At 45.0% G+C, this 17,877-nt stretch carries 14 protein-coding genes and 2 pseudogenes; 11 read left to right on the forward strand and 5 right to left on the reverse strand.

Translation table 11 applies throughout. The annotated features are described in order from the left end of the window. The first annotated feature begins 81 nt into the window (after positions 1–81). Both OH459_RS17670 and OH459_RS17675 read left to right on the forward strand, forming a co-directional pair. Positions 82–942 carry a LysR family transcriptional regulator gene (locus OH459_RS17670; protein ID WP_005444964.1) on the forward strand — a complete coding sequence of 287 codons (861 nt, stop codon included), beginning with the start codon at positions 82–84 and terminating at the stop codon, positions 940–942. A gap of 211 nt (positions 943–1,153) precedes the next feature. Next, positions 1,154–1,696, forward strand: a complete 543-nt coding sequence (locus OH459_RS17675; RefSeq protein WP_005444966.1) for an isochorismatase family protein — start codon at positions 1,154–1,156, stop codon at positions 1,694–1,696. An 11-nt stretch (positions 1,697–1,707) separates the two neighbouring features. On the opposite strand, the gene OH459_RS17680 is transcribed toward OH459_RS17675, so the two are convergent. Next, positions 1,708–2,604, reverse strand: a complete 897-nt coding sequence (locus OH459_RS17680; RefSeq protein ID WP_005444968.1) for a 1-aminocyclopropane-1-carboxylate deaminase/D-cysteine desulfhydrase — start codon at positions 2,602–2,604, stop codon at positions 1,708–1,710. Positions 2,605–2,837: 233 nt separating this feature from the next. On the opposite strand from OH459_RS17680, the gene OH459_RS17685 reads away from it, so the two are divergent. Continuing rightward, positions 2,838–4,091: a leucine-rich repeat-containing protein kinase family protein gene (locus OH459_RS17685; protein WP_172458557.1), complete on the forward strand. Its 1,254-nt coding sequence runs from the start codon at positions 2,838–2,840 to the stop codon at positions 4,089–4,091. Between the two features lie 99 nt (positions 4,092–4,190). Here OH459_RS17685 and OH459_RS17690 read toward each other — a convergent pair whose 3' ends face one another. Together OH459_RS17690 and OH459_RS17695 are read right to left on the reverse strand one after the other, a co-directional pair. Continuing rightward, positions 4,191–5,477 carry a sensor histidine kinase gene (locus OH459_RS17690; protein ID WP_009698434.1) on the reverse strand — a complete coding sequence of 429 codons (1,287 nt, stop codon included), beginning with the start codon at positions 5,475–5,477 and terminating at the stop codon, positions 4,191–4,193. Next, entirely contained in the window at positions 5,474–6,151 is a 678-nt protein-coding gene (locus tag OH459_RS17695) for a response regulator transcription factor (RefSeq protein ID WP_017817883.1), read from the reverse strand. The genes OH459_RS17690 and OH459_RS17695 overlap by 4 nt, the downstream gene beginning before the upstream one ends. A 152-nt stretch (positions 6,152–6,303) precedes the next feature. Between OH459_RS17695 and OH459_RS17700 the strand changes: the two genes are divergently transcribed. The 8 genes from OH459_RS17700 (at position 6,304) to OH459_RS17735 (ending at position 16,428) form a co-directional block, all read left to right on the forward strand. Continuing rightward, entirely contained in the window at positions 6,304–7,344 is a 1,041-nt protein-coding gene (locus tag OH459_RS17700; RefSeq protein ID WP_269987830.1) for a glycosyltransferase family 2 protein, read from the forward strand. A gap of 2 nt (positions 7,345–7,346) precedes the next feature. After that, a complete protein-coding gene (locus tag OH459_RS17705) occupies positions 7,347–8,816 on the forward strand; it encodes an ArnT family glycosyltransferase (RefSeq protein ID WP_256902227.1) in 1,470 nt (489 codons plus the stop codon). Between the two features lie 237 nt (positions 8,817–9,053). Beyond that, a complete protein-coding gene (locus OH459_RS17710; RefSeq protein ID WP_047516486.1) occupies positions 9,054–9,446 on the forward strand; it encodes a GtrA family protein in 393 nt (130 codons plus the stop codon). Between the two features lie 382 nt (positions 9,447–9,828). Then, positions 9,829–11,925: a methyl-accepting chemotaxis protein gene (locus tag OH459_RS17715; RefSeq protein WP_005444986.1), complete on the forward strand. Its 2,097-nt coding sequence runs from the start codon at positions 9,829–9,831 to the stop codon at positions 11,923–11,925. Between the two features lie 580 nt (positions 11,926–12,505). Next, positions 12,506–13,174 (forward strand): helix-turn-helix transcriptional regulator, encoded by a 669-nt coding sequence (locus OH459_RS17720; protein ID WP_005444988.1) that lies wholly within the window; start codon positions 12,506–12,508, stop codon positions 13,172–13,174. Positions 13,175–13,198: 24 nt separating this feature from the next. Beyond that, complete coding sequence (locus tag OH459_RS17725) at positions 13,199–13,582, forward strand: RidA family protein (RefSeq protein WP_005444990.1); 384 nt, start codon at positions 13,199–13,201, stop codon at positions 13,580–13,582. Positions 13,583–13,622: 40 nt separating this feature from the next. Then, positions 13,623–15,029 (forward strand): cation:dicarboxylate symporter family transporter, encoded by a 1,407-nt coding sequence (locus tag OH459_RS17730; protein WP_005444993.1) that lies wholly within the window; start codon positions 13,623–13,625, stop codon positions 15,027–15,029. 76 nt (positions 15,030–15,105) lie between these two features. Next, complete coding sequence (locus OH459_RS17735; RefSeq protein WP_050940853.1) at positions 15,106–16,428, forward strand: CoA-disulfide reductase; 1,323 nt, start codon at positions 15,106–15,108, stop codon at positions 16,426–16,428. Between the two features lie 74 nt (positions 16,429–16,502). Here OH459_RS17735 and OH459_RS17740 read toward each other — a convergent pair. Both OH459_RS17740 and OH459_RS17745 read right to left on the reverse strand, forming a co-directional pair. After that, positions 16,503–17,456 (reverse strand): annotated as a pseudogene (locus tag OH459_RS17740) (hypothetical protein). Positions 17,457–17,459: 3 nt separating this feature from the next. After that, a pseudogene (locus OH459_RS17745) lies at positions 17,460–17,877 on the reverse strand (hypothetical protein); the annotation flags it as partial.

The following is a 17,877-nucleotide window of genomic DNA, read 5'->3' on the forward strand; positions in this document are numbered from 1 at the left end:
AATAAGACAAAGGATTATAGAGAAGTTGGTCACAGTTCAGTAGAATGGCAATAAGTGCATGAGCGACCTAAAAGTAGGACAATGAACGTAAGCTTTGATGATCTTCACTTGTTTAGCCAAACCGTGGTGCACGGTGGCATTAGCGCGGCAGCGCAGGCAAATCAATTGCAGCGCTCAAAAGTAAGCCGTCGCTTGCAGGAATTAGAGAAAGCCTTAGGCTGCCCATTATTGATCCGTACAACACGAACGATAGAGTTAACCGAACATGGTAAGCGTTTGTTTGAATTGGTTGGGCAACCGATAGAACATATTCAGCAAGGCTTGAATGTCATGCATGAATATCAACAAGAGTTGACGGGGAAAGTGCGTGTCGCGATTCCATCCGCCTTGATGAGCTCGGCAGCATTTAACTGGATTATAAACGAGTACACCACGCGTTATCCTGAGATGTCGGTTGAGATTGAAAACCATCAAGAGAGTGTGGATCTCAAGCGCCAAGCGTTCGATCTACAACTCCTACCGAGTGTGGCCAAAGTGTCTGATGACAGTTACGTTCAATTCAGCTTGTTGCCATATCGTAGCCACTTCGTTGCATCTCAAGCTTACCTTGAAGCGCATCCACCGCTGCAAAGTATGGAAGATTTAAAGCATCACCGTTTGCTAACAAATCGCTACAACGCCGATTTGTTAGACCCTGAACTTCATGTCGCTGTGAGATCGGACGATTTAAATTTGCTACGTCTAATGGCGATTGCTGGTAATGGCATCGCCTTTATTCCACAGGTGCATTCAAAGCCAGCGCTGGAGGACGGCAAGCTGGTCGAGGTTTTGCCGGAATTTACCCATCCTAAGCAGCATTTGACACTGATTTATCCTTCTAATTTGTTCTTACCCAATAAGGTAAAGGCATTGATTGATTTGTTTAGAGAAAAATTCAAATAGCGTGAGCAGACAGTCACTTTGTCACTTTGCTTGACGGCGGAGATACCGATTCTTGATTTAGAATGACTAGATCTTTAAATCGCCGCCGCGTCTACAAACCAAGTCATTCTCGCTGAACCTAGCATTTCGAGGTTACTTGGGTATACATTGATTATGTTCGAAAGCTTGGAGTAACAAAGAAAGGCGCTTCAAGCCCGCAGAGGAGATAAGAATGCTATCGAAAAATACAACTGGTCTTATTGTTGTCGATGTACAAGGTAAACTCGCAACCTTGATGCACGAAAGTGAAGCCTTGATTGAAAGCACCACCAAATTAGTCAAAGGCGCGAAAGCTCTGAATTTACCGATTGTTTGGCTTGAGCAAAATCCGGAACGTTTGGGACCAACAGTAGAACCGATCCGAGAGGTGTTGGATAAGGCGCACTTGCCGATCGCAAAGTACACTTTTGATGGTGTGAAAGAACCAACATTCAAACTTGCAGTAGAAAACGCCAATATTGATACGTGGTTAGTTTGTGGTATCGAAGCGCATATTTGCGTATATCAAACGGCGGTATCGCTGCGTCAAATGGGCTTCAAAGTGGAGCTAGTGACCGATTGTGTCTCTTCGCGAACAGCGGCAAACAAAGCACTGGCACTAGCAAAGTTAACCGCAAACGGAGTCGGCCTGACGAGCGTAGAGATGTGCTTGTATGAAATGGTAGAAGATTGCAGAGCGCCAGAGTTCAAATCTATCCTAGCGCTTATTAAGTAACGCTACTTCGTTTATTCAAATTCTCGTTGATACCTTGGCAACATCGATTCGTTGCCAAGTAACCCACCTTGGTGGATATAAATCAACGTTTTATCTTCATTCTCTGCCAACCACGGCTGTAGGCATTGCCACATGTAAGGGTCATACAGTAGATCGAATTCTAGGTTGGTTTGATCGTAGAGCGCATTCCACGTCTCGTAATCACTTTGGTATAAACGACCGAAATGATGTTTATCGCGTACTGAGAGAATAGTAGGGTGATTTTCGGTTTCTAGCGTGTTGAATTGCTCAGTGAGGTAGTGCGCATCACCCACACAAGCACAGGTCACGACCTCGATTCCATGAGGTTTTAAGTGTTTACTTAAGTACAGTGCGGTGGTTCCGGTTCCCGATGGTAACGCCACTACAAACTGTTTTCTGCCTTCAAGGCGTGTCCAATCAAGCAGCTCTCGCGCTAATTGTTTTACCCCAGCTTCGGCAATCTTCGCTTTACCACCTTCCGGGACGACCAAGGTCGTATCGTCCAAGCCTCGTACTTGCTCGATGTATTCGGTTGGATGCAGTGTTGAACCAAGGTCTTGCATCGCGGTGATGCTCATGCCTAAATCAAGCGCACCTCGATAGTTGCCGATAGGGGAGTCTTTAAGCCAAGACGGAATATGTTGAACATAGAACTCGAAGTTCCAGCCTTTGATTTGCGCCAGAGCGGCAAGAGAATACATCGCATTGGATTGAGCTGAGCCGTAGCTGATGAGCGTTTTGGTATCGCTGTTCTGTGTTTCCATCAACGCCATAAATTTACGTGCTTTGTTCCCAGAAAAGTGAGAATGCAGCATGTCATCACGCTTAAGAAAAAACGTGTGACCATTAAAGTTATGTTGAGTTATCGGGCTTTCAGAGAGTTTCATGCTACTGCTGACGTGTCCAACCACGCGACCTTGCCGTTAAAAAGGGCGCGTAGTGTAACGCCATTAAACCCAGATAAAAAGGCTGGGTTTCAGAGCATCAGATTCGGTTATTCCTGATGCTCTATCATAAGCACAATGGGTTTCTTTAATAAGACGATATTCCATGGCTCGCCTTTCTGCCTCAAGCCACGTAAACTACGCCGCTTATTTCTATTCAATCAGAAGGCTTGGTTTTGCAGACTCTAGAACAATTAAAAACAGGACAATTAGTAGGAATTAAACAACTAAAGTTGGCGGAAGGGCTGACAGAGTTTCCTATGGAAATTTTAGAGCTTGCAGACACGCTTGAAGTATTAGATTTATCTGGCAATGCGCTGTCTGAATTACCACAAGAATTAGAAAAGCTTACCAAGCTAAAAATCATTTTTGCTTCGAACAACCTGTTCACGCACTTACCAGAGGTGTTGGGAAAGCTTCCAAGCCTAGAGATGGTTGGGTTTAAAACCAACAAAATTAAAGAGGTAAGTGAAGCGTCACTACCAACTCAGTTACGCTGGCTGATCCTGACAGACAATGAGATTGAAGTTCTTCCAAACAGTCTGGGTGAAAGGTCGCGCCTAAGAAAGCTTGCTCTGGCGGGCAATCGCATCAAACAACTGCCAAACAGCATGGAAAACTTGGTCAACTTGGAATTGATTCGTTTATCTGCGAACCAGTTAGAGTACTTCCCGGATGTATTGATGAAGCTGCCTAAATTGGCGTGGTTGGCTTTCGCAGGTAACCCATTCTGCAAGCATCCATCTTCGCTAGACAGTGTGCCTAAAGTGACCACAAGCAGTTACTCGCTTAACCATGTTCTTGGTCAAGGTGCGAGTGGTGTGATTTCTCACGCGAACTGGACTGACGCTCAATATGACTTCCCGAGTGAAGTGGCGGTGAAAGTGTTCAAGGGCGAGGTCACCAGTGATGGTTTCCCTCATGATGAACTTGAAGCATGCTTACAAGCTGGTCATCATGACAACTTGGTCAAATCTATCGCGCAAGTGGATGACGGTACTGAGCTTGCTCTAGTGATGGAGCTGATACCAAACAGCTACTACAACTTGGGTTTGCCACCAACTCTTGAAACTTGTACTAGAGACACCTTCCCAGAAGGGTTCAAGTTGACGATGACTCAAATTGAACTGATTGTAGAGCAGATGGTAGATGTGTTTAATCATCTGCATGACAACAAGGTGTGTCATGGTGATCTATACGCTCACAACACATTGGTTAACGCGCAAGGGCAGATGATTTTTGGTGACTTTGGCGCGGCGAGCATTTACGGATATTTATCGGGCGAGCAGCAAGCAGCCATCAGAGCAATCGAGGCGAGGGCATTGGCGTGCTTTATCGAAGATTTACTTTCTGTCGGTGACGCGTCTGAGGTGGGCTCTGAGAAGCATCAGCGATTGAGTACGCTAGCGGCATCGCTATACAACGCCTAACTCTACAACGCTTGGAGTCGAAAGGCATCGACGCACAGGAGTCGTCATCAGACGATAGTGCAAAGTCGGTGCCTTGGTCTGAGGGTGGAATGCACTTGGCTAGGTTTGATGTTCCAATGCAAGATTTATAACGGCTTCGCACCCACCGTCTGGGTGAGTTCCGATGTCAAATTGCCAGCCGTAGCGGTGACACAGGTCATCCACAATCATTAAACCCAACCCATGCCCTTCTGAATGAGGGATACTGGAAAAACCTTCCCCTTCATCACGAACCCAAATGGTATCCTCGTTCATGCCAATATGGATCGCCCCATATGGCGTTGCCGCAATGCCATTTCGAATCAAGTTACCAAGAATGATGGTCAAGACCGCATTGGTAGCGCGCGTTTTGGGGTTACCGTCTATCTGCACATCAAAACTGAGTGCTTTCTCATCCGCTTGCGCCTGACTTTGCGCAATAATTTGTGTGAGCTCTTCTTCGCTAATGCTTCGTACGGGTGAGTCGTCTGTATTACGTTCATATCGCACTAAGCCGAGTAGGGCGTCCACCATCGTCGACATTTGTTGCGTTGCATCTTGAATACGATGAACCTGTCGCGTTTGAAAATCCGTACTGGCGCTTCTCGCCAATAAACTGCTTGAGCCTTTCATTACCGTCAATGGCGTGCGTAGTTCATGGCTTGCATAACGTGCAAAAGCTTGCTCCCGCTTGATGACTTGATTGATCTTACGGCGATACTCATTAAGCTCATCCGCTAAGGTTTGAAACTCTTTTGCCGAACTTTCCGGCACACTAAAGGTTTGGGTTGGATCACCTTGGTGTTGGTCAAGTTGAGTTTTTAGGGCGTTAACAGGCTCGATCAAGCGTTGTGATAACCGCAGTAACAAGCTACCAAACAAGAACACCAAGATTGCGACGATAGACAGCACCATAGCAACCACCATGATGAACTCTTCGGTGGTAATTTCGATTTCATCAATCAGGGATACGAGGATTACTGGATGCTCTACACCTTTACTGGTGTAGGTGCTCATATAAATCATTCTTGAACTTGGCTCATCCCCGACTTCATCCAAAAAATGTTTTTTACCTATTAAATACTTCTGAAATGGGGCAGGTACTAAGGCAATGTCGTTGTAGGCGGTGGTCAATAGGTCTAATTGGATAACGCCTGCATTTGGATGAGATTGAAAGTGTTCGATCGCCTCTTTTTTATCGATCATGATCCGGCGCTCGCCGACGCGATCTTCTGACCATAAAAGAGCACCAGTGATGAGTGCAAAGCAGAAAATACCGATAACGACAGAAACGAAAGAAAAAAACAGAGCGAGCCGCCCTGTCATACTTTGTGTGCTTTGCGTACTGGCAAGTAAGCGGTTGATCATGCACCTGTCTCCAAGCGGAAGCCAACTTTTGGAACCGTAATGAGCACATGTTGTTCGAACGGCTTATCAACTTGGTTTCGCAGTTGGTAGATATGGCTGCGCAGTACGTCGTTGTTCGGCTCGTTCTCTTGCCATAGACGAAATGCAATGTCTTCGCGAGTGACGACATCTGGTGCGTTCTTCACCAACATTTCCAAAATTGTATAAGTGGTCGGATTGAGGGCGAGAAGCTTATCTTGGCGATACGCTTTACGGGTTTTCTGATCGATTGAGACTTCACCATAGGTTAACTTGCAAGACGCGACCGTACCACGATAACGGCGAATCAAAGCGGTCATGCGTGCTTCCAATATGTCTAGATCGAAAGGTTTTGTCAGATAGTCATCCGCACCGTGGTTGAAACCTTTTAACATGTCGTCTCGACTGTCGAGTGCGGTGAGCATCAATACAGGCGTATTGTTGCCTGCTTCGCGTAATTTATTGCACACAGTCAAGCCATCCATGCGAGGTAGCATTAGATCAAGCAGAATAATATCGAAGGTATTTTCCATCGCTAATTTCAAACCAAGCTCGCCATTGTCAGCGTAATCGAGTTCCATACCCGCACACTCAAAATAGTCGAACAGCATGCCTGCAATTTCTCGATTGTCTTCGACCAAGAGTACGCGTTTCATGTATTTCTCTCCAATTTGGCAGGTTTTAGAAATTAGGGACTTTTCTTAACAGAACATTATGCACTAAGGGCGTGAAAAAGATGTCAACAACATCTCTTTCACATGGTGACTTGTAGACTGCATCCATTCATTGGATTTAGTGGAAGAGTAGCATGTCAACCTTCAACATTCACGCCGCAACCTTTTCAAAGGTGAGCCAACACGCTGAGCCTAAAACAGTCTTGTCTGTTGTGGTGCCATTCTTTAACGAGCAAGAAGTCTTGCCAGAATTCCATCGTCGTCTCACAGCAGTATTGGATGACATACCTGAGCGATGTGAAATCGTTTATGTCGATGACGGTAGCAAAGACGACAGTTTAATGATTGCTCAAAACTTTTCTCAATCTTCTAGCGACGTTCGCTGTCTAGCACTTAGCCGTAACTTTGGTAAGGAATCGGCGATGAGTGCCGGTCTTGAGCATTGTCATGGCGAAGCTGTGATCGTGATTGATGCCGACCTACAAGATCCACCAGAGCTTATTCCAAAGATGCTATCTAAGTGGCGTGAAGGTTACGACGTGGTCAACATGCAGCGCAGCGAACGCCATGGCGAGACATGGTTTAAGCGCTTTTCAGCGGCGTGCTTTTACAAAGTCCTAAACAGTATGGCGAAGCTTGATGTTCCGGAAAATGTTGGAGACTTTCGCTTATTAAGCGCCAACGTTGTCAAACACATCAATGCTCTGCCAGAACGTAATCGCTATATGAAGGGCATTTTTTCTTGGCCTGGATTTAAGCAAGTTACGGTGCCGTTTGAACGTGATGCTCGCTTTTGCGGTGAAACCAAATGGAATTACCTCAAGCTGATCGGACTCGCGATGGACGGTATTACTTCCTTTTCTATCCGTCCTTTACGCCTAGCAACGCTTGCAGGTGCGTTAGTTGCGTTCAGTGCATTTATCTACGGCGCATTCATTGTGATGAAAACGGTCGTATTTGGAGAGCCAGTTTCCGGCTATCCACCCATGATGGTGGTTCAACTCGCACTTGGTGGTGTCCAATTGCTCTCTATCGGATTGCTTGGTGAATACATCGGGCGCATTTTCATCGAAACCAAGCAACGACCTCTTTACCTTATCCAGTCTGTTTTCGAGCGACCAGCAAAACATCAAACCATCCAAGCTATGAAGTTTAAATTTGGAGAATCTGCGTAGTCATGAGTATTAATAAAACCCACCTATGGCTGTTGTTGGCGTTCGCGTTGTTACTTCGCCTTATTTCTTTGGCTACGTATCCACTTATGGACACGACAGAAGCTCGCTATGGCGAAATGGCGCGTTTGATGGTGGAGACAGGTAATTGGCTCACCCCACAATTTGATTACGGCGTGCCATTTTGGGGTAAGCCACCTCTGTTTACTTGGATGAGTGCGTATGGCATTGAGTTATTTGGGCTAAATGAGTTTGCGGTGCGTGCACCTCATTGGTTAGCGGGTGTCGCGACTATTATTTTTGTTGCAGTCATGGCGCACCGTGCTGGTTTTAGTGCGCTTGTCGCATCGTTAGTATTGGCTACATGTGGCATTTTCTCGATTGCGGCGGGCGCGGTGATGACGGATATGGCACTCACGTTAGCTATGACAATGGCTATGTTTGGCTTTTATTATTGTTGGCTCGGAAAAGACAAACACAGCCAACTTTGGGGCTATCTGGGGTTCTTCGGTCTGGCGTGTGGGTTACTCGCAAAAGGTCCGGTTGCGATTGTTATCATGGGGATTGCTGTCTTTCCTTGGCTGGTTATTCAGCATGGCTTTTTTGGTGCTTTTAAAGCCTTGTGGCAGCGTTTTCCATTGATTTCAGGCTTAGCGTTGATGTTGGCGATTGCACTGCCTTGGTACATCATGGCGGAGATGGCGACGCCGGGGTTCATTGATTATTTCATTGTTGGTGAGCACTTTAAACGCTTTGTCGTAAGTGGATGGGAAGGGGACCTATATGGTTCTGCTCATGACCAACCACGTGGCATGATTTGGCTATTCTGGCTGCAATCGGCTGCGCCATGGTCGCTCGTGTTGCCTGTTCTGGTGTGGAAGCGCCGACACACAATCAAATCAATAGAAACGGATCATCAAGGCTTGTTCAGTTTCTTAATGTGTTGGCTGATCTCGCCAATGGTTTTGTTCACTATGGCAGGGAACATTTTGCCGGCCTACGTGCTACCAGGTGTTCCTGCATTGGGTATCCTGATTGCAATGTTAGTGGATAAATATGACTTTAAGTGGCTTACTGGCACGGCAGCAGTGTTACCTGTGCTGCTCATGATCGCTATGTTGGTCTTAAACATGGGCAAAGCAGACAGCCGAAGTGATCGTATTCTATTTGCAGAGATCACCGACAATGCACCTGTTTTTTACATTGGGAAACGTCCGTTCTCTGGTCAATTTTATAGCCAAGGACAAGCGAAAAAACTGGAAGATGTAACAGAGCTCAATCAACTAAATAAGTTCTACCTCATTGGTAAAGAACGACAAGTTGACAAGTTGATCCATGATAACGCCTTGAGCTGTACTAATGAGTTTACTGCTAAGTCAAAGCGCACGCTCTATACCTGCGTTATATACCCAAATAACCTCGAGATGCTAGGTTCAGCGAGAACGACTTGGTTTGTAGACGCGGCGGCGATTTAAAGGTCTTGTGGGTCGAAATCAAGAATCGGCAACAAAGTATACAAGCCAAGGTCCTTATATTTGCAAAGAGCGCCCTTTGGGAGCGTGTCTTTGACTCGCTTTTTTAGTCAAACAAATGGTCGCGTCAAACAACTTGGGAAGAGCTGGCTATTACACAGCGTTGTTTTCCTTGCTCTCGAATCAATGACAACGCTCTGAATTCTGCATCTTGAAGTCACTTGGGTACAGGGTAACGTGATGAGTAGATTATTGACATTTGCTATGGTGGGTGGTGTCGGCTTCATCGTCGATACCCTCATTTTTATGGTTTTATTTCAATGGGCTGGGGTCGAATTAATGATGGCTCGAGGGCTGGCATTTTGCGTTGCTGCGACCACAACATGGTTGGGCAATCGATGTTTGACGTTTTCGCAATCAACAAAGGATAGAGCATTTAACCAATGGCAAAAGTTTATGCTTAGCGCAAGCATCAGCGCATTACCAAACTTTGCCGTTTTCAAAGTCACCACACTCTTATTGGGTACACAAGGGACAACAGTTTACATTGCTTTAGTGATGGGAATTTTGGCGGGTATGGTGAGCAATTACTTGCTGAGTATGCACTGGGTGTTCCAACAATCGAGCGAATAATGGCTTGGTTATCCAGATAATAATTGCAGTGAAAACAAAAAGATGAGGAAAATTAAATGTGATCTATATCACGAAATGATTAATCGACTCGTAAGCATACCTCTACTTTAATATTTGATTACTTTCATATAAAAGCCATCTTTTTTGTAAGGTTTAAGTTCCGTAAATACAAAGAGTTATACTATCAACTTAATCACTTTATTTATTGTGCAGCTCATTACCTTTAAATATAAAATCCCCTTGCCAGTTAATTCTGTTAATAAAATTGATCTTTCTGTTCTTTTTCTGTTCATATCTTGGCGCCTCCTGTTCACTTCTGTTGTTTAAAATCCACGATATTTCAAAAACTAACGCCAACTTATTTTTAGTTACAGAGGTTTCTATGTTTAACAGTATACGAACGCGAATTGCGGTCAGCGCTGGTGGAGCGATGGCTTTCACTTTGCTTATTGCCATGGGAATGACCACAAACGCATTTACCGATGTAAACAAACAAGTGAACGAGAAGGTCAAAACGCAGTTAACAGATGCGACCAACACCGACTTGCAAAATACCGCAATTCAGCAAGGTTTGAATGTAGCCAACCAACTCGATCCTGTGTTGGCAAACCTTAAACAAGTACGTTCGATTATTGAGTTAAGTGCAGAGACAGATGCGAGCGCAGATCTTATTGTTAAACAGTTTACTGCCGCATTAGAAGCACAAAACAAAGCCGTATTTGCTGGTTATATGGTTTGGCAAGACAAAACATGGTCACAGCAAACGACTTTTAGTCCTGAAATCGGCTTTAACAGCCAAGGCTACCTCGCACCTTTCTTCTCTCCAAACGATAAGAATAGCTTTGACGCTGTCGCAATGGAGAGCTTTAGTAATACGGAGTTAAACAACAACGGTGAGCGTAAAGACGATTGGCACTTAATGCCTTACGAAACAGGCAAAACTTTCGTAATGGAGCCGTACTTTTATCCAGTTCGTGGTAAACAAGAGTTGATCACTACCATCAGTCAGCCAATTAAGCAGGATGGTAAAATCATTGGCTCACTCGGTTTTGATCTCTCGCTACACGAGCTGCAAAGTCAGAGTGAGTTGTTTGCACGAGACCTGTTTGAAGGACAAGGAAAAATCCTTATCACATCATGGAAAGGCATTACATTGGCAAACAGTCGTGATGCAGAAATGGTAGGCAAGAAGGTGTCTTCTGAGCTTGCAGCACAGTGGGCAAACATTCAGTCGATCGCGAAAGAGAAAGGCGCTGGTCTCGTTACTTTTGGTGGTGACGAATATGCGATTACGTCAATTGAAACGAGTGATGCTCCGTGGGTAGTCATGGTGTCAGTTCCCAGCAACTATCTTACAAAAAGCGTCGACACCTACCAACAATGGAGTGATGAGCAGAATACAAAAGCGCTTGAAAAAGGTGTGTGGGCGGGGATCATCGCTGCTCTTTTAGGTATTGCTGCTATGGCGTTTATTGCCAGCTCTTTAGGTAAAGTGCTCAATAACTTAGTCGAGCGCTTTAAAGATGCGGCACAAGGCGAAGGCGATCTGACCTACCGCATTGAAGTGAAAGGCAAAGATGAAACAGCGCAGCTTGCCCACTGGTTCAATACTTTCTTATCCCGTATGCAAGAAATGTTGTTGACGGTAATGAGCACTGCAGATCAGGTAGATAAGAACGCCACAGAAGGTCAAACGCGAGCAGCGGCATCTCGTGATCAACTCAACGCGCAGGTGAATGAAGTGAATTCACTGGCAACTGCAATCAATGAGATGAGTGCAACCGCGCAAGAAGTTGCAAACTCTGCGGTTCAAGCGGCGGCCGCAGCAAGCCAAGTGCAAAGCAACAGCCTAAATGGCATGACACGCATGGACAATGCGGCGAGTGCGGTCGATAACTTAGCGATGCAAGTCAACGATGCACAGCAGCAAACGCAAAACTTGGTCGATTCTAGTACCGCGATTCAGGGTATTTTGAGTGAGATTGGTGGTATTGCTGAACAAACCAACCTGTTGGCACTGAATGCAGCGATTGAGGCGGCACGTGCAGGTGAAGCGGGTCGAGGTTTTGCAGTAGTAGCGGATGAAGTTCGAAATCTAGCAAATCGTACTCAAGGTTCAACAGAAGAAATCCGCGCTATGTTGGCTCGCTTAGAACAAGAGACACAATCTATTGTCGTGTTGATGGAGCAAAGTCAGAAACAAGCCATTGATACCAAGGGCGAGACTCAAGCAGCGCATTTGGCTCTGTCTGAAATCAACCAAGCGATTGAAGTCATCAATGACATGAACAATCAGATTGCTTCTGCAGCTGAAGAGCAAAGCTCCGTTTCAGAAGAGATCAACCGCAATGTTGTGATCATCAACGATACGGCGGTAGAGGTGATGGACACCATGACATCATCGGTTGAAATCAGTAACGAGTTGACGGTCAAAGCTGGCGATCTTCACGGAGAACTCAGTAAATTCAAGCTTTCCTAGTTTGTTTTTACTACCCTATAGTTTTATCGAACCGAGCGCATCGAGCGCTCGGTTTTTTTATGTCCTAAATAACCTGTCCAATTTTTTCTTCTGTATCTGCGTCTTTTTAAATTCAGATTCGTCTTATAGGTATGGAATGGAAAGAAGTCGATTGTACGCCCACATATCTCAAGGTGACTTAGATATACAAATTGGGTATGTGAGATGAAATTTTATTCATCTTGTGTCGTGGTTTGAGCGTTTTGATTGAAGTTGATTTTATAAATCAACTTGCATGTCGAATGAGAATTTACCGTATGTGGTTTTTACTGGATTTTAGAACTTGTTCTAGATCATTAAAGTGTTCAAAAATGCAATCTTTGATTTTAAATATTTAAACTTTGACAAGGTTTAAGAAATTAAACCGAATTCATATGTTTTTGGTGATCTTGTTCAACTATTGTGCGTGATTTTGATCGTTTATTCGATTTTTGCTGGTGTTTTGAGCGTGAGTTTGCGGTTTACAGAAGTTTACTCTGTATTGCTGAACCTACCCGAAAGGAGTAATTTTTAGTCATTGAGTTCAAAAATGTAAACCGAAATGATGAGCGTAAAGCAAGTTAGATTCACCGACGAAGACAGAGCATGTTTAAGCAACTATTTTCGCTTGGCAGATACAATCGCCGACTTGATCGGACCGTATTGCGAAGTCGTTATTCATTCATTTGAAAGCTTAGAAAATTCAGTCGTGAAGATTGTGAATGGTCATCATACTGGGCGTGAAATTGGCTCGCCAATCACTGATTTGGGCTTACGTATGTGGAGCACCTTCGAGAAAACGGGCGAGGTCTCTCCGAAGAGTTATTTCACCAATGCCGCCGATGGTTCGCTACTGAAATCGACCACGTGCATTTTGGCTGGTCCAGAGCAAAAGCCGATTGGCATGCTATGTATCAACATGAATTTATCTTTCCCATTCCCTGAGATCGTCAAGACGCTGATGCCACAATGTCACGTATCACAAACCTTGGTCAGTGAGACCTTCAGTAACAACGCCAATGATGTCATCAAGCAAGCGTTAAGTGCTGCCACGCAAGAGGTTGACCAAGATGAGACGGTTTCAGCTAAAGGTCGTAACAAAGCCATTATTCGTTGTTTGTTTGATAACGGTGTATTTGAGCTAAAAGAAACGACGACACAAGTATCAGAGCAACTTGGGATTAGCCGTCAGGCGGTTTACAAGTTTATCCGAGAATTTAAATCAGAATAAAATTAATCACTTAGGAGTTGTATCGTGAAAAAAATTATTGCCACTGAACAAGCACCAGCAGCTATCGGTCCTTACTCTCAAGGCACAGCTTACGGCGACATGGTTTACACATCAGGTCAGTTGCCACTGGTTCCAGAAACCATGCAATTTGTTGAAGGCGGCATCAAAGAACAAGCTCGTCAGTCACTAGAAAACTTAAAAGCAGTTCTAGAAGCAAGCGGTGCGGGTCTAGACACAGTATTGAAGACGACATGCTTCCTATCAGACATGGAAAACTTCGCCGCCTTTAACGAAGTGTACACAGAAGTATTTGGTACAGAAAACGCACCCGCTCGCTCTTGCGTTGAAGCAGCAAGACTACCAAAAGACGCATTGGTTGAAGTTGAAGCCATTGCATACAAAAAGTAACCGATTTTCGGACATAAATGGGTATCAATAGGAGATTCTCATGAGCGTTTCATTTATTGGATTGAGCATCTTGTTCTTTGGGTTCTACGCATTACTTGCGAACTTCAAAAAACAAAAGAAAAGCTTTAACTTCCGCGTACTGAGTGCGCTTGCTGCTGGTCTGTTATTCGGCGGTGCAATTCAGCTCGTATTCGGCGTAGGCAACGTTGCAACGGCAGGTTTTGCTGAACTGATTTCTGTGTTCGGTAAAGGCTACATCAAGCTTCTACAAATGATCGTAATCCCACTAGTATTTGTGGCGATGATCTCTTCGATCATGAACGTAGAAGGCGGCGGTGCACTATCGCGTATCGCACCAAAAATCATCGGTATTCTACTTTTCACTTGTGCTATTTCTGCTGCAGTGGGCATCGCAAGTATTTACCTGTTCGGTATCGATGCAAACGCACTAGTGAGCACCATCGGCACTAACAGCGCTATCGAAGCGCGTGGCGACTCTCTGATTGCAACGCAAGATGCGATGGCGAGCAGCGGCCTGTCAGGTATGGCTCTGTCTATCATCCCAACGAACATCTTTGACATGCTAACGGGCTCTCAACGTACTTCGACGCTATCGACCGTCCTGTTCGGTATGTTCCTTGGCTACTGTATCCTGCAAGTGAAAAACCGTAAGCCAGAGAAAGTGCAAAACTTTGTTGATTTCATCAACTCAGCAAAAGAAGTAGTGCTTTCAATGGTACGTGAAATTCTGAAGCTGACGCCTTACGGTGTATTTGCTCTGATGACTACGTTCATGATGACAAACGATTTGTTCGCACTAGCAGAAATGGGTCGATTCCTACTAGCAAGCTACGTGGCAATCGGTGTAATGTTCGCTATCCACTTCGTGATGGTGTCTTTGTTCGGTCTGTCTCCTGCTAAGTTCATGAAGAAAATCTGGCCAGTGCTCGTATTTGGCTTCGGTTCTCGCTCAAGCATGGCGGCAATCCCACTAAACGTTGAAACTCAAACTCAACGTCTAGGTGTGGACGAAGAAACAGCAAACATGTCAGCAACATTCGGTACCAGTATCGGTCAGAACGGTTGTGCGGGTATCTACCCAGCAATGCTAGCTATCATGGCGGCTCAAGTAATGGGCATGCCAGTTGACCTAGGCTTCATCCTACAACTGATTGCTGTAATCGCGATTGCTTCATTCGGTATCGCAGGTGTTGGTGGCGGTGCAACATTCGCAGCAGTAGCGGTACTAACCATCATGGGTCTAGACATTACGGTTGTGGCGATTCTGGTTTCTATCGAAGCGCTTATCGATATGGCTCGTACCGCGCTTAACATCTCTGGCTCAATGTTGTCAGGCGTGCTAACCGCGAAGAAGAATGGTTCACTAAACACTGAGCAATACAACGCAGATGTGGCTGCAACAGTGTCAAAAGAAGCAGCAGTGTAATTTCTAAACTTAATAAAGAGCACCCAACGCGGGTGCTCTCCGTTTTTCCTGAGTTCAGGTTATTTAGGTAATAAATATGAAAGTTGTTGTCGTAGGCGGTAGCGCTGCAGGTATGAGTTTCGCAGCGAAATACAAACGTAATCAGCCATCAGATGAAGTGATTGTGCTGGATAAGCGCGATTACATCTCGTTTGGTGCGTGTGGTTTACCTTATTTTGCTGGTGGCATGTTTGATGACACTGAGCGCATGATTTCTCGTACGCCAGAACAAGCGATTAAATCTGGTTTAGACGTGCGCATTGAAACTGAAATGGTGGCACTAGACCGCACAGAAAAGCAGATTAAAGTTCGTCACCAAGGTGAAGAAAGCACCATCGATTACGATATGTTGGTGATTGCCACGGGCGCGCATCCAATCGTGCCATCGTTTGGCGAGTTCAACCCAGAGCACGTATACACGCTAACCAGCATGGAAGATGGTTTGGCAGTAAAAGAAGCGCTTAAGGACAGCAACAAACAACGCATTTGTGTGATTGGCGGTGGTTTTATCGGTCTTGAAGTGTTCGATGCTGCACACCTACTAGGTAAGCACGTCACCATCATTGAGCGTGAACAACACGTGATGAGTCGTCAGTTCAGCCCAGAAATGATTGAAGTGGTAGAAGGCGCGATTCGTGAATCTGGCGCTGAGCTTAAAACTGGTTGCAGCGTATCAGCCATTCGCGACGCAGAGCAGGGCGGTTACATCGTAGAAACCGACAACGGCAATGTTGAAGCAGGCGTTGTGATCATGTCACTTGGCTTCAAACCAAACACAGAAGCGTTCGAGCTACCGAAAGCAGCGAACGGCGCACTACTCGTAGATGAGTTTGGCGCAACAGAAGATGCACACATTTACGCTGTCGGCGACTGCGCTGTGGTTCACCACATGGCGCTAGGTAAATCAGTGTATGTTCCACTGGCAACCACTGCTAACAAACAAGCGCGCATGATGGCTGACAAACTAGCTGGCAAAGACACTTACATGAGTGGTTTCTTGGGCTCGTCTTGCTTGAAAGTGCTGGATTACGAACTGGCATGCACAGGTGCATCGGAACTTCTAGCTAAAGAACATGGTTTGGAAGTGAAGGTTTCAACCATTTCGGATAAGAACCAAACCGACTACTACCCAGGTCAAGAAGACATTAAAGTGAAGCTGGTTTACCACCCAGAAACCAATGTATTGCTTGGCGGTGAAATCGTGGGCAAGAAGGGCGCTGTAGGCCGAATCAACGCACTCGCTGTTGCTATCACTGCGAAGATGACCACACAGCAACTAGGCTATATGGACTTCTGCTACGCACCACCATTCGCACGTACTTGGGATGCACTAAACGTTGCAGGCAACGTAGCGAAATAAGTTAGCTATCCAAGTGAATTTAGCCAAAACAAAAGGGCTCCAGAGTAATCTCTGGAGCCCTTTTTAATGCTGAACTATGAAGTGGGAGTGGCTCGCTGTTCACCTTCCGCTTTTAAGCGTTCGATTTCAGATTCCGTTTGCCACTTACCGTTGTATAGGTATTCACGCTCAGGAAGTGGGGCATTTGACGCCCTTAAATCAAATACCTCATCGGTTTGATATTCTTTATAACAAACTGGCGTACCAAACAGTCTAGCCTCTGGCTTAGCTTCAAATAGCTTTTTGTGGTCTGCGACTTCTGTACAGTCAAGCTTATATTCCGTCGCTAGCTGATTGACCATAGACTCTAAGTCAGACACGGTTTTGAAAAATACGTAATAGTGGAATCGGTTGTGTAAGCGTGAAATCTTAGTATGTTCCATATTAATATATTCGCATGTGTCATGCTTAAAAAAGAACTTAATCACTTTTCTTTTCTTATTGTAATCAGCAAAGAGCCAGTCTTCTCGCTCTCCAACTCTCACTTCTGTTGGCTCATCAGGCTTGCGTTTAAGCATACCAAATGAAAGCAAAATGAAGGCACCTGCACCCGCTAATGCCATCGGACCAACCAGTGCTACCATAACCACGCACACCACTGCACCTACCCAGCCAACTGCTTGCATAGCGGTGTTTACCCATTTAGGCATATTGCGACGCTTTTTCATCACAAAGCCTTTGCTAGAAAAAATATAGTCATAGCGATAGTCAAGGCCAATCGTAAGGTAAAAGGCTCCTGACACCATCACCGACAAAATAAAAGAAAAAATAGTTACGCCAACCGAGTCATTCGTGTGTATAAACAAAGTTAATAGGAATGGGGCGATCACAAATGGAAGCGCAAAAAGTTTAAAGTAATAGCGAAATGGTTCCTCTACATCATACTTATGTCATGTTCTGACGTTATCGCCTGCGAGTATTTCTTGCTCTTGCGCCTCTTGATAAACTGCCAATTCTTCTGGGGTGACGTAAAATGGTGAATATGCCAAGGGTTACTCCTTGGTTGTTGTTAGTTCAGATTTAGATTTTTCAATCTCAGACTCGGTTCGCCACTTGCCGTTGTAAAGATACTTACACTCTGGGAGTGGCGCTTTCGCAACCCTTAAATCAAACACTTCATTGGTAGGATATTCTCGATAACAAGCAGGAGTCGTAAAAAGTCTAGGTTCAGGCTTCGCTTCAAACAGCTTTTTATGATCATTGACTTCTTTACAGTCCAGTTTGTAGATATTTGAAAGTTGCGTGACCATGGATTCTAAGTCCGCTTCATTTTTAAAGAAAATGTAACAATAGAATCGCGCCTGTGAGCGAAAAGTAATCTTCTGAGCAGTATCTTGGTATTCGCACCTGTCATACTTAAAAAAGAACTTAACTACTTTTCTTTTCTTATTGTAATCAGCAAACAACCAG

It is taken from the genome of Vibrio sp. MM46, assembly GCF_027587135.1.
Classification (GTDB): Bacteria; Pseudomonadota; Gammaproteobacteria; order Enterobacterales; family Vibrionaceae; genus Vibrio; species Vibrio harveyi.